Source organism: Pseudomonas sp. XP1 (assembly GCF_053557675.1).
On sequence record NZ_JBNRIJ010000001.1, the window covers coordinates 414,699 to 427,084 of the forward strand.

Below are 12,386 nucleotides of genomic sequence, written 5' to 3' on the forward strand. Positions count from 1 at the left end.
ATACGAGGATCGCTTGCGAATTCAGTTATCTGTGCGACAGCGCGGCCTGAAGGGCTGGGCAATCTCCCACAGGTATCGCGTGGCTGCCGTTCCGAGCTTCACCGGCGAAGGCAATGGGGCAAATACAATTCAGACATGGCCGCTGCTGTTGACGATCCGCAGGCACAGTGCCTCATAAGGGTCCAGGTTCACCATCAGCCGCCCATCCTCGGTCAAATCCCCTTCGACCGTTTCATTGATCATGTCCACCACCGGCCCCGGCGTGAACCCGGTCAGTTGCAGCTCCTCGGCGATCACCTCCTGGCCAAAGTTCAGCGCAGTGATCTGGATGCCACGCCCGGCCGGCAGCTCATGCACCATCACCAGCAAGCCGGGGCTGCTGACTTCGGGCACCAGCACCTGGCGGCTGGTGGCGATGCCATAGGCCTGACGCACCGCCAGCAGTTTCTTCACCTTGCAGGCAAACGAATTGCCGTTTTCCAGCTGGCTGTCCAGGCTGCCATACAGCGCCCGGGCACGGGGCATGCCGCGCACAGACGTCTGAGCCTGCGGCTCGAGCCCGGCCAGGTCGTAGCCGCCGCGGTGAATCCAGCGGGTATCGCCATCGAGCATCCGCTGCGCGACCGCTTCGGCGGGCAAGGGCAGGGCGCCCACCAGGTCCCAGCCGGACAGCGCCACCACACCTGGCTGCATGGCGTTGTACATGACCAGCAGCAGGTGCACCTTCTGGATCAGCTCGATTTCTGCCACCCCGATCTGCCCAAGATCGCGGATGCCCAGTGCAGCAGCGATCAGGCTGGCCGTGGTACAGGATATGCCATTGGTGACGAAGCGCAGGTTGTACGGCGCATGTTCGCCCGACAGCCGTTCGTAGATCTCTTCGCGGATGTGCTCGCGCAGGATGCCGCCGGGCAAGGTCTGGCCCTTGTACAGGTACATGTCATGTGCATGCAGGGTCCAGAAATGCACCAGTTCCACGGTCAGCTCGTCATGGTTCTGCAAGGCATGGATCAGCGAAGCTGGGTCGATGCCGAAGGCATGCATCTCCTTGAGCATCAGGCGCAGGAACTCGGTGTCGCCGGTCAGCAGTGCATGCTGGTAGGCCGGCCGGGTAATGAAATCGTAGGACAGGTCGGCACCGCCTCTGGACATCTGCGCGATGTCGTCGAGGGTCAGGTTCAGTTCTTGGAAGCTGAAACCGCCGGCCTTGCGGATCATGCCGCCGATCAGCTGGTTGCCGACGATCGACAGCGGGTGGCTTTCCGACCAGGCAGTGCCGCTGGCGCGGGTCTCCACGCCGAGAAAGCCGTTGGCATCCAGGCGCAGGCCGCGCGCACCCAGGCAGTCCAGGGCGTGCAGGGCATCGCCAATGATCATCTGCTGGGCGGCGAAGGTCGGGTCCAGCCAGTTCAGCGACGGCTGACCTTCCTTGAAATAGTGCAGGTACACCCAGCGTCGGGTCTTGCCATCCACACCGGTCACCGGCGGTGTGGCGCTCCAGTCGGTTTCCTTCACGCCTGGTTCGAAGAAGATCACCCGTTGCAGTTGGCCGACGATGTAGTGGCGGGCCTTGAGTTCGTCGCACTGGGCCGGCAGCAGGTTGACCGCATCTCGCCCGGCAGGCACTTCGGGCAGTAGCGGCCAGTCTTCCTCGCGGATTTCGACCATGTGGTACAGCCCCGGGTAGGGACCGTAGGCCAGTTCGGCCAGGCGGAAGTCGGCGCCCTTGCCAGTGTGCGAGGGGATCAGGTCGTCGATGGTCACGGCGTTGTGCGCGGCGGCCATGCGGCTCATCTGGATCAGCTCCTGTTCGCTGCCGTACAGCGGGTCGATGTCGAAACTGATGCGGTCGAAGTTGCCGTCCACGCTGGGTGTGAGTTCACGCCCGCGAATGCCGCCGGACAACTTGATCGGGCCGGTGTGCAGGCCCTGGATGCCGATCTCCGACAAGCGCTTCCACAGCGCTTCGTGGGCCAGCGCACCGAGCACTGAACAGCCTTCGGGGGCGATGATGGCATCGGGGTAGACGGTCAGCCAGACCGATGCGATTTCAGTGGCGCGTCGGGGTTGGGCTTCGGCGTAGGGTTGCTGCCACAGGCGCGACTGGCCCGAGTACAGATGGGTGCGTTGCTGGGAGGCCCTGAGCATGGCGCGGTCTTCGAGCCATTTGACGTATGACGGGTCGGGTTGGGTCATTTCGCGTCCTCTTTGCGTGTCGGCAGCGGCTCAGGTTATGACGGTTGTGGCGGCTGATCGTTCGGCTTGAGAATGTTCGTGGGCTTGCTGATCTGTTTGCCAGCCTGGGAGGCGACTTCAAGGGCTTGGCCGTCCCGTTGCTTGCCCTGGCGAGCCAGGCCTTCAAGCTGCGGAATCAGCATGCCCTCCGGCAAATGTCGCCAGAACCGCCCGGGCATGTGCAGGCGCAAGGCGTCGGGGTTGAGGCGCGCAGGGTTGAAGGTATGACGATAGTAGGTGCGCCATAATTCGGCGCCAGGGTCTTCGGCGTTGCGGGCCCACTGGCGCCAGGGTTCGGGGCACTGGCGCTGGTAGTCGAATGCCTGGCCATCGAAGCGTATGCCGTCGTGCGCCGTGGCAATCACCCAGCGCAAACGCCCAAGGCGGTCAGCGAAATGCGCACTGGCGCTTTCCAGAACGTCATGCGCCGGCTCGTGATAGGCCACCAGGTCAAGTTGCAGCTGTTCGGCCAAAACTTCGGGGAGTGGCACGAAGCGCACAAACGCATGCAGGTGGTGTGCTTCGCGATTGACCTGCTTGATCCGTCTTTGCAGCTCGCTACCCAGTCGGTCACCCGCCAGCATTGCAGTGCGGTCACCATGGGCCACCCGCCAAAGTACTTCGTAAAGCAGGTTCCAGCGGTGCTCGCCACGGTAGCGGGCGGCCTGTTCCAGCTGGCTCAGCAGCGCCGCTGGCACCTTGGCGCGAAACGGACCGGAGCCCTCAGGCAGCGCTGTCGGTACGGCCAGCAAATCAGCCACTGGCCCTTGCGCCCAGGTCACTTCCGACGGGTCGATGCCATGCCCCAGCAACACCCGGGCCTGGTCACGCCAGGTGGCGAACAGGCCGTCGCAGTCGAGCGCGATCATCCCCACAAGCCCATCTGCACCGGCGCCTGCGGCTCACGCAAGCGCGCTCTCAGCAGGCCGCTGCGCAGCTCGGCCTGGGCCGGGCGGTAGTCGCTGGTGATAATGAACGGCCGCGCCTTGTCCAGTACGCAGCGCAGCTGGATCAGGTCATCGTAGCGAATGCGCCGTTCGCGTCGCAGGGCTACCAGCCGCTGCACGCTGCGCAGGCCGATGCCGGGGATGCGCGCCAGTAGCGCTGGCTCGGCACGGTTCACGTCCAGCGGGAACACTTCGCGGTTAGCCAGCGCCCAGGCCAGCTTGGGGTCGATGTCCAGTGCCAGGTTGCCGCTCTGGCCCAGCAGTTCGCCGGCCTTGTAGCCATAGCCACGCAGCAGGAAGTCAGCCTGGTACAGGCGGTGCTCGCGCAGCAGCGGTGGCGCCGCCAGGGGAACGCTGTCGGGGCTGTCAGGGATGGGGCTGAAGGCAGAGTAGTACACGCGCTTGAGGCCGTAGCCCTGGTACAGCGATTCGGCATTGCGCAGCAATGTGCTGTCGTCGGTGCTGTCGGCCCCGACGATCACCTGGGTGCTTTGCCCGGCCGGGGTAAAGCGCGGCGCCTTGGGTTCGTGGGCCACGGCTTGCTGGCCCTGATGGATCACGCCCATGGCCTGGCGAATGGTGTGCGCCTGTTTCTCTGGTGCCAGGCGTTTCAGGCTGGCGTCGGTCGGCAGCTCGATGTTGACGCTGAGCCGGTCTGCCAGGCGCCCGGCCTCTTCGATCAGCAGCGGGTCGGCATCGGGGATGGTCTTTAGGTGAATGTAGCCGCGGAACTCATGCTCTTCGCGCAACAGCCGCGCCACACGAATCAGCTGCTCCATGGTGTAGTCCGCCGAGCGGATGATGCCGGAGCTGAGGAACAGGCCGCTGATGCAGTTGCGCCGGTAGAAATCCAGGGTCAGCCGGACCACTTCCTCGGGGCTGAAGCGCGCGCGTGGCACGTTGCTGGAGCGGCGGTTGACGCAATACTGGCAGTCGTAGAGGCAGAAGTTGGTCAGTAGCACCTTGAGCAGCGAGACGCAGCGCCCGTCGGGGGTGTAGCTGTGACAGATGCCCATGCCATTGGTTGCACCCAGGCCATCAGCCCCGCGCGAGTTGCGCTTGGGCGCGCCGCTGCTGGCGCAGGATGCGTCGTACTTGGCAGCATCGGCAAGGATGCCGAGTTTGGCGATGAGTTGCATGGCGGCTGACCTGTGATACTGAATATTCATACAGTATTTTGAGATGTGACGGATTGCAAGTGATTGTGCGCCGGCCATGCCCGACTGAATCCGTCATCTAAGCTTGTGGCTGAACCTACGGATGGCAACGAGGCAAGGGAGAGGTTATGAAGATCACCATCAAGCCGGCAGTGGCGCTGACCGGGCTGGCTTTGGCATTCGGCATGCTGGGTGCCCAGGCCGCGGAAACCAGGAAGGTCGATGTCATGCTGGTGGGCGGCGGCATCATGAGTTCAACCCTGGCCGTCTGGCTCAATGAGCTGGAGCCGGGTTGGTCGATGGAAATGGTCGAGCGCCTGGACAAGGTCGCCGAAGAAAGCTCCAACGGCTGGAACAACGCCGGCACCGGCCACTCGGCCCTGGCCGAGCTGAACTACACCCCGGAGAAGGACGGCAAGATCGATATCAGCAAGGCGGTAGAGATCAACGAGTCGTTCCAGGTCACCCGCCAGTTCCTGGCCTGGCAGGTGAAGCAGGGCGTGTTGAAGAACCCGCATTCCTTCATCAACACCACCCCGCACATGAGCTTCGTCTGGGGCGACGACAACATTCGCTTCCTGAAGAAGCGCTACGAGGCGCTGCAGGCAAGCCCGCTGTTCAAGCCCATGCAGTACTCCGAGGACCACGAACAGATCCGCAAGTGGGTACCGCTGATGATGGAAGGCCGTGACCCCAACCAGAAACTGGCCGTGACCTGGACGCCGATCGGCACCGACGTCAACTTTGGCGAAATCACCCGGCAGTACGTGGGTTATCTGCAGACCCGGCCGAACTTCGACCTCAAGCTGTCGAGCGAAGTGCAAGCCATCACCCGCAACGACGACGGCTCCTGGCATGTCGAGTACAAGAACCTCAAGGACGGTAGCAGCTCTGCCACCGACGCCAGGTTCCTGTTCATCGGCGCCGGTGGTGCAGCGCTGCCATTGCTGCAGAAGTCGGGCATCGATGAGGCCAAGGACTATGCCGGTTTCCCGGTCGGTGGTTCGTTCCTGGTCACCGACAACCCGGCCATCGCCCAACGTCACATGGCCAAGGCCTACGGTATCGCCGCCACCGGCGCACCACCGATGTCGGTGCCGCATTTGGACACCCGCGTGCTCGATGGCAAGCGCATGATCCTGTTCGGGCCGTTCGCCACCTTCTCGACCAAGTTCCTCAAGCAGGGCTCGCTGCTTGACCTGTTCGCCAGCGCCAGTGTGCACAATGCCTGGCCTATGGTCAGGGTCGGGGTGCGCGAGTTCGACCTGGTGCAGTACCTGATCGGCCAGGTGCTGCAATCCGACGATGACCGTTTCGAAGCGTTGCGCACCTACTTCCCCGGGGCGAAGAAGGAAGACTGGCGGCTGTGGCAGGCAGGGCAGCGGGTGCAGATCATCAAGAAGGACGAAGCATTGGGTGGCGTGCTCAAGCTCGGCACTGAAGTGGTGGCGTCCAGCGATGGCAGCATTGCCGGCTTGCTGGGGGCTTCGCCTGGCGCCTCGACCGCGCCGCCAATCATGCTCGATGTGCTGAGCAAGGTGTTCAAGGACAAGATGGCATCGCCGCAGTGGCAGGCGAAGATCAGGCAGATCATCCCGTCCTACGGCATTCGCCTAAACGACCACCCGGACCAGGTGCAGAAAGAGTGGGCGTACACCAACGAGGTGTTGCAGCTGAGCGCTCCCGAGAGCGTCGTTACGCCGTAGCAAGATACCGTGCGGCCCTTCCGGGCAGCTCACTCCCATGAACTGCGCATGAGTCGTTGGTCCAGTGAGGTTCTGTAGGAGCAGCCTTGTGCTGCGAAGAGGTCGATACTGGCAAAGGCTGTTCATTGCGTGTACCGGCTTCTTCGCAGCACAAGGCTGCTCTTGCAATGTGTGGGTTGCGGCCTTCCTTCAGCGACTCGACGAAGCCGCGCGCGAACCATACCAGGGCCATGGCAGTGAACGTCCTGCACCAGGCCTGCCCCAAAGGCAGCGCTTGGGCAGCCACGGCAGCAGTGGCGCGATCACCTGTGGTCTTGTTGTGATTGGGCAGTGCGCTCGGGTGGGTGATGTCGAGGGTGTGGAAGCGGAAATGGGCAAAGCCGAAAAGTCGCTGCAGGCGAGCCAGCTTCAGCTTGACGCTGTAGTAGGCATCGAGGTTGTCGATGCCTGTCACCTCGATGCCTGCTTCGCACAGGCGCCGCGCAACGTGGTAGCCGATGAAGCCGGCCACGCCGGTAATCAGTACGGGCATGCTGGCTGTACCTGGCCACGGCCGATGCCGTAGTAAGTCAGGCCGGCAGCGGCCATGTGCTCGGGTTCGAACAGGTTGCGGCCGTCGAACACCACCCGGTCGGCCAGTTGTTGTGGCACCTTGTCCAGGTTGAGTACACGGTAATCCTGCCATTCGGTGACGATCACCAGGGCATCGGCGCCGCGCAGCGCATCGTCCTTGCACGGTACCAGTTGCAGGTCGGCGCGCGGGCCATAGTGGCGCTGGATCTCTTCCATGGCCTGTGGGTCATGGGCCTGTACCCGCACGCCGGCGGCCCACAGCGCCTCCAGCAGGACCCGGCTGGAGGCCTCGCGGATATCATTGGTGTTGGGCTTGAATGACAGCCCCCACAAGGCAAAGACCTTGCCCCGCAGGCCGCGTGGGTAGTGGCGCTGGATCTTGCTGAACAGTCGGCCCTTTTGCTGCTCGTTGACCGATTCCACCGCACGCAGCAGCTGCGGCTCGAAGCCTTCGGCCTCGGCGCTGCGGCGCAGGGCTTGCAGGTCCTTGGGGAAGCACGAGCCACCAAAACCGCAGCCGGCATAGATGAAGTCGTAGCCGATGCGCGGGTCCGAGCCGATGCCACGGCGTACCATTTCGATGTCGGCGCCCAGGTGCTCGGCCAGGTTGGCGATTTCGTTGATGAACGAGATCTTGGTCGCCAGCATGCAGTTGGCCGCGTACTTGGTCAGCTCGGCGCTGCGCGCATCCATGACCATGAGCTTTTCGCGGTTGCGGCTGAACGGCAGGTACAGCTCGCGCAGCAGTTCTACCTCGGCTGGTTCCGCGCCACCGATGATGATGCGCTCCGGGCGCATGCAGTCATCGACTGCCGAGCCTTCCTTGAGGAACTCGGGGTTGCTGACGACGCGGAAGCGGCTGGTGTCGGCCACGGCCTGGGCGATGCGCGCCTTGATGCGGTGCACCGTACCGACCGGCGCGGTGGATTTGTTGACGATCACCTTGGGACCGTCGGCATGTTCGAGGATGCTGTCGACCACGGCGAATACGTGCTTCAGGTCGGCACTGCCGTCGGCCTGTGGCGGGGTGCCGACGGCAATGAACTGCAAGCTGGCGTAGTTGGCCGCTTCGCTGGCGTCGGTGGTGAAGCGCAGGCGACCGCAGGCCAGGTTCTTCTCCAGCATCGGCGCAAGGCCGGGTTCGAAGATCGGGCAATGGCCTGCATTGAGGCTGGCGACCCGCTCGGCGTCGATATCCATGCACAACACCGAATGCCCCACCTGGGCCAGGCACACCGCCTGGGTGAGGCCGACATAGCCGGTACCGAAAACCGTGACCTTCATTTGACAGCTCCTTGGCGAGAAAGCTGAAAGAACATGTCACATCGTTGTTTAGATCTTGTTACTTGCGCAGGCCCCTGCCTCCTGGGCGGCGCTCCACAGTTGCTGGCGGAACCAGCGCCGCAAGGGGTCGGCGTGAGTGCGTTCGTGCCATATCTGCATCACCTCGATCGCTGGCAATGCCAGCGGCAGCGGGTACATGAGCAGGTCGTCATCACGCTCTGTGGCTTCGATGGCCAGCGAGCGCAAACAGGTGAGCAGCAGGTCGCTGCCGCGCAGCAGGCGCGAGGGGGCGACGAAGCTCGACAGGCCAGCCACGACCCGCCGTTGCATGCCCTGGCTGCGCAAGGCGCGGTCGACCAGGCCATCGAGGTCGCCGGTGAGGGTGGTGAGCAGGTGATCGCTGGCGAGGAAGCTATCGAGGTCCAGGCCCTGGTCCGCCGCTGGATGACTGCGCGAGGCCAGCACAACGAAGTGTTCGGTGAGCAGGCGCTGTTGGTGGAAGGTTTCCGGGAGGTCGGTATAGAACCCGGCAACGGCCAGGTCACAGGTGCCTTTCTCCAGCTCTTCGCGAGGGAGCTGGCCACGGGTGTTGTGGGTCACCAGCGTCAGGTTCGGTGCCTGGCTGCGCAGGATCGGCAGCAGCCTGGGCAACAGCGTCTGTTCTACATAGTCGGTGCTGTACAGGTGCAGGCGGGCAGGGCGGGCGAGGAAATCCCGGCCTTCGCAGCGTTCATAGAAACCCTCCAGGCCCACTACCAGGCGCTCTACCTCGGGCGCCAGTTCGTGGGCACGTGGTGTCGGGGTCAGGCCCCTGGGCGCGCGCACGAACAGCGGGTCGCCAAACTGATGGCGCAGCTTGTTCAACTTGTGGCTGAGCGCAGGCTGGCTCAGCGCCATGCGCTGGGCGGCAAGGGTGGCGTTGCGTTCCTGATACAGCACATGGAACAGGTACAGCAGGTTGAGGTCCTTGCTGGAGATATTCATTTTATGGATCGCAGACATGAGGGCTTTCGAATTATCGAATCATAGCCTTGCCACTAGCATGGACGCATCCCGCCAACATGAGCGGACGATTCTATTTGCCTGATCAGGAGATTGTTGCATGACCAAGATGTCCCGGCTTGCCCTGGCTGTTGCCGGCACCCTGCTCGCCGCCGGCGCACACGCTGCGCCCAAAGGTGAAGTGCTGGTGCTGTTGTCCAGCGAGCACCAGCTGCCGCTGCAGGAGGGCAAGCGCTACGCCACCGGCTACTACCTCAACGAGTTCGGCGTGCCTGCCGACCAGTTGCTCAAGGCTGGCTACAAGCTGGTGCTGGTTACCCCAAAGGGTAATGCCCCGCGCGTCGACCAGCGTTCGATCGATCCAAGCTACTTTGCCGGTGATGCGGCGGAGATGCGGCGGATCGAGAAGGTCGTGCAAGGCCTGCCGGGCATTGACGATACCCTGTCGGTGAAGGAAGTCCTGGCAGGTGATCTGGAGCGCTATGCCGGGCTGTTCATCCCCGGCGGCCATGCGCCGTTGATCGACCTGGCCAACAACCCGGACGTGGGCGCCTTGCTGCGGCATTTCCACCAGGCCGGCAAGCCCACAGCCGCCATCTGCCACGGCCCCATTGCCTTGCTCTCGGCCCAGCAGGACCCGGCGAGCTACCAGTCGGCGCTGGCGCGTGGTGAAAAGCCGGCAGCCACCGACTGGCTGTACAAGGGTTACAGGATGACCATCTTCTCCGACCCGGAGGAGCAGGTGTTCGAGAGTTCGCTCAAGGACCAGCGGCTGTTGTTCTACCCGGCCAACGCCATGGCAATGGCAGGAGGCGACATGGGCTACGCCAAGGCCTGGCAGCCCAATGTGGTGGTGGACCGCGAACTGATCACCGGGCAGAACCCGTTCTCGGACAAGGCACTGGCCAAAGTATTGCTGGAAAAGTTGGCTGGGCAGGCAAAGCCCTCTGATCAAGGCATCTAGACTTACAAGTGGCCTGCACCGGGCAACGCTCGGCAGGCCGATACCATTCAACCGACCACCGCCTCCCCGGAGCGGATGTCCCTCGCTGGCGATGGCCTTCTTTGCAGAGGAGGGCAGGTCATGGACGAGGCAAGGCTTCACGACTTCATGGGCAAGCTGGTGGGCGACATGGGCGCGGCGGCGACATTGGCCAACGTGATTCTTGGCGACGAACTGGGGTTGTACCGGGCCATGGCCGACAGCCAGCCGACCACCCCCGAGGCGCTGGCGGAAAAGACCGGCTGCCACCCGCGGCTGGTGCGCGAATGGCTCAGCGCCCAGGCCGCATCGGGCTACATGGTGCATGACAAGGGCCTTTTCGTGTTGCCTGAAGAGCAGGCCATGGTCCTGGCGCTGGAGGATTCGCCGGCCTACATGGCCGGTGGCGCGGCAGTGGTGGCAGCACTGTTCCATGACAAGGACAAGCTGGTCGCGGCCATGCGCGGCGACGGCGGGCTGGCCTGGGGTGACCATCACCCCTGCATGTTCAGTGGCACCGAGCGGTTCTTCCGGCCGGGTTATCGCACCTTCCTGGTGGCCGAATGGCTACCGGCGCTGGAGGGCGTGCTAGCCAAGCTGCAGGCGGGCGCCAAGGTGGCGGATGTGGGCTGTGGGCACGGTGCTTCGACGCTGGTCATGGCCCAGGCGTTCCAGGCATCCACCTTCGTCGGCTACGACTACCACGGGCCTTCCATCGTCACCGCCAACGAGCGGGCCCGCGAGGCGGGGTTGGCGGGGCGTGTGAGCTTCCAGCAGGCCAGTGCCAAGGACTACCCGGGGCATGACCATGACCTGGTGTGCTTCTTCGATTGCCTGCACGACATGGGTGACCCGGTGGGGGCCGCGAAACATGCCTACCGCGCGTTGAAGGCAGACGGCACGGTGATGTTGGTGGAGCCTTATGCCGAGGACTCGCTGGATGGCAACCTGACACCGGTCGGGCGCTTGTTCTATGCGGCATCGACGTTTATCTGCACGCCCAATTCGTTGTCGCAGGAGGTGGGGCTGGGGCTGGGCGCGCAGGCGGGGGAAGCGCGGTTGCGGGCGGTGTTCGAGGAGGCGGGGTTCAGCCGGTTCCGGCGGGCGACGCAGACGCCGTTCAACCTCATTCTGGAGGCTCGGAAGTAGAGTTAAGCCTGTGCCGGTCCTTTCGCGGGCACACCCGCGAAAGGGCCGGGCCTGCAAAAACAGAAGGGGCGCCTTGATGGCGCCCCTCTTTCTTGCTGCTTAGGCTTCAGCGTCCCAGGGACGATCGCCTTTTTCATCCTTGACGCGGGTCGGCAGGCCCATCACGTCCAGCGCCTTGAGGAACGGCTCGGCTGGCAGCTCCTCGACGTTGACCATGCGCTTGGCATCCCACTCGCCACGGGCGACCAGCAGGGCGGCAGCCACTGGCGGTACACCGGCGGTGTAGGAAATGCCCTGGCTGTCGGTCTCGGCGTAGGCTTCTTCGTGGTCGGCCACGTTGTAGATGAACACTTCGCGCGGCTGGCCATCCTTGGTGCCCTTGACCAGGTCACCGATGCAGGTCTTGCCGGTGTAGCCCGGGGCCAGCGAGGCTGGGTCCGGCAGCACGGCCTTGACCACTTTCAGCGGTACCACTTCCAGGCCTTCGGCGGTTTTCACCGGTTGCTCGGAGAGCAGGCCCAGGTTTTTCAGCACGGTGAACACGTTGATGTAGTGCTCGCCGAAGCTCATCCAGAAACGCACGTTCGGCACGTTGAGGTTCTTCGAAATCGAGTGAACTTCATCGTGGCCGGTCAGGTACAGGTTCTGCGAACCTACCACCGGCAGGTCGTCGGTACGCTTGACTTCGAACATGGTGTTGCTGGTCCACTGGCTGTTCTGCCAGCTCCACACTTGCCCGGTGAACTCGCGGAAGTTGATTTCCGGGTCGAAGTTGGTGGCGAAGTACTTGCCATGCGAACCGGCATTGACGTCGAGGATGTCGATCGAGTCAATGCTGTCGAAATACTGTTGCTGCGCCAGCTTGGCGTAGCTGTTCACCACACCCGGGTCGAAACCGACGCCGAGAATGGCGGTAATGTTCTTTGCCTGGCACTCTTCGAGGTGTTTCCACTCGTAGTTGCCGTACCACGGCGGGGTCTCGCAGATCTTGCCCGGCTCTTCGTGGATGGCGGTGTCCAGATAGGCGACACCGGTATCGATGCAGGCACGCAGCACCGACATGTTGAGGAAGGCGGAACCAACGTTGATCACGATCTGCGATTCGGTCTCGCGGATCAGCGCCTTGGTTGCCTCGACATCGAGGGCATTGAGCGAGAAGGCCTGGATGTCGGCGGGTACCTTGAGGCTACCCTTGGCCTTGACGCTGTCGATGATGGCCTGGCATTTGGAGATGTTCCGTGACGCGATGGCGATACGACCCAGTTCGTCGTTATGCTGCGCGCACTTGTGGGCCACCACCTTGGCGACACCTCCTGCACCAATGATAAGAACGTTCTTCTTCAATTTATCC

Annotated in this window: 9 protein-coding genes and 1 pseudogene; 3 read left to right on the forward strand and 7 right to left on the reverse strand. The window is 63.4% G+C overall.

Going from position 1 to position 12,386, the window contains the following annotated elements; translation table 11 throughout:
• Positions 1 to 129: 129 nt before the first annotated feature.
• From treS to ACK1U9_RS01925, 3 genes are read right to left on the reverse strand one after another with little or no spacing between them, the layout of a single operon-like run.
• A complete protein-coding gene (gene treS / locus ACK1U9_RS01915) occupies positions 130 to 2,196 on the reverse strand; it encodes a maltose alpha-D-glucosyltransferase (protein ID WP_046616572.1) in 2,067 nt (688 codons plus the stop codon).
• Between the two features lie 35 nt (positions 2,197 to 2,231).
• Positions 2,232 to 3,110 carry a TIGR03915 family putative DNA repair protein gene (locus tag ACK1U9_RS01920; RefSeq protein ID WP_108481704.1) on the reverse strand — a complete coding sequence of 293 codons (879 nt, stop codon included), beginning with the start codon at positions 3,108 to 3,110 and terminating at the stop codon, positions 2,232 to 2,234.
• Positions 3,101 to 4,321 carry a putative DNA modification/repair radical SAM protein gene (locus tag ACK1U9_RS01925; RefSeq protein ID WP_108481703.1) on the reverse strand — a complete coding sequence of 407 codons (1,221 nt, stop codon included), beginning with the start codon at positions 4,319 to 4,321 and terminating at the stop codon, positions 3,101 to 3,103. The genes ACK1U9_RS01920 and ACK1U9_RS01925 overlap by 10 nt, the downstream gene beginning before the upstream one ends.
• Positions 4,322 to 4,467: 146 nt before the next feature.
• Here ACK1U9_RS01925 and mqo point away from each other — a divergent pair, with 146 nt between their 5' ends.
• Positions 4,468 to 6,045 carry a malate dehydrogenase (quinone) gene (gene mqo, locus ACK1U9_RS01930; RefSeq protein ID WP_108481702.1) on the forward strand — a complete coding sequence of 526 codons (1,578 nt, stop codon included), beginning with the start codon at positions 4,468 to 4,470 and terminating at the stop codon, positions 6,043 to 6,045.
• A gap of 328 nt (positions 6,046 to 6,373) precedes the next feature.
• Here mqo and ACK1U9_RS01935 read toward each other — a convergent pair.
• The 3 genes and pseudogenes from ACK1U9_RS01935 to ACK1U9_RS01945 all read right to left on the reverse strand — a co-directional run.
• Positions 6,374 to 6,577 (reverse strand): annotated as a pseudogene (locus ACK1U9_RS01935) (NAD-dependent epimerase/dehydratase family protein); the annotation flags it as partial.
• Positions 6,565 to 7,902 carry a UDP-glucose dehydrogenase family protein gene (locus tag ACK1U9_RS01940; protein WP_135002691.1) on the reverse strand — a complete coding sequence of 446 codons (1,338 nt, stop codon included), beginning with the start codon at positions 7,900 to 7,902 and terminating at the stop codon, positions 6,565 to 6,567. The gene ACK1U9_RS01940 and the pseudogene ACK1U9_RS01935, both read right to left, overlap by 13 nt.
• Positions 7,903 to 7,950: 48 nt before the next feature.
• Entirely contained in the window at positions 7,951 to 8,886 is a 936-nt protein-coding gene (locus tag ACK1U9_RS01945; RefSeq protein ID WP_449109677.1) for a LysR family transcriptional regulator, read from the reverse strand.
• Between the two features lie 118 nt (positions 8,887 to 9,004).
• On the opposite strand from ACK1U9_RS01945, the gene ACK1U9_RS01950 reads away from it, so the two are divergent.
• Positions 9,005 to 9,868 carry a type 1 glutamine amidotransferase domain-containing protein gene (locus tag ACK1U9_RS01950; RefSeq protein ID WP_322492830.1) on the forward strand — a complete coding sequence of 288 codons (864 nt, stop codon included), beginning with the start codon at positions 9,005 to 9,007 and terminating at the stop codon, positions 9,866 to 9,868.
• Positions 9,869 to 9,988: 120 nt separating this feature from the next.
• Positions 9,989 to 11,035: a class I SAM-dependent methyltransferase gene (locus tag ACK1U9_RS01955; RefSeq protein WP_449109638.1), complete on the forward strand. Its 1,047-nt coding sequence runs from the start codon at positions 9,989 to 9,991 to the stop codon at positions 11,033 to 11,035.
• A 99-nt stretch (positions 11,036 to 11,134) separates the two neighbouring features.
• On the opposite strand, the gene ACK1U9_RS01960 is transcribed toward ACK1U9_RS01955, so the two are convergent.
• On the reverse strand, positions 11,135 to 12,379 hold the full coding sequence (locus tag ACK1U9_RS01960) for a saccharopine dehydrogenase family protein (protein WP_003248123.1): 1,245 nt from the start codon (positions 12,377 to 12,379) through the stop codon (positions 11,135 to 11,137).
• Positions 12,380 to 12,386: the final 7 nt, after the last annotated feature.

Bases quoted from the DNA above. Each gene is read 5' to 3' on its own strand.
- treS (WP_046616572.1), bottom strand. From the start codon at position 2,196: ATGACCCAACCCGACCCGTCATACGTCAAATGGCTCGAAGACCGCGCC.
- ACK1U9_RS01925 (WP_108481703.1), bottom strand. From the start codon at position 4,321: ATGCAACTCATCGCCAAACTCGGCATCCTTGCCGATGCTGCCAAGTAC.
- mqo (WP_108481702.1), top strand. From the start codon at position 4,468: ATGAAGATCACCATCAAGCCGGCAGTGGCGCTGACCGGGCTGGCTTTG.
- ACK1U9_RS01940 (WP_135002691.1), bottom strand. From the start codon at position 7,902: ATGAAGGTCACGGTTTTCGGTACCGGCTATGTCGGCCTCACCCAGGCG.
- ACK1U9_RS01945 (WP_449109677.1), bottom strand. From the start codon at position 8,886: ATGAATATCTCCAGCAAGGACCTCAACCTGCTGTACCTGTTCCATGTG.
- ACK1U9_RS01950 (WP_322492830.1), top strand. From the start codon at position 9,005: ATGACCAAGATGTCCCGGCTTGCCCTGGCTGTTGCCGGCACCCTGCTC.
- ACK1U9_RS01955 (WP_449109638.1), top strand. From the start codon at position 9,989: ATGGACGAGGCAAGGCTTCACGACTTCATGGGCAAGCTGGTGGGCGAC.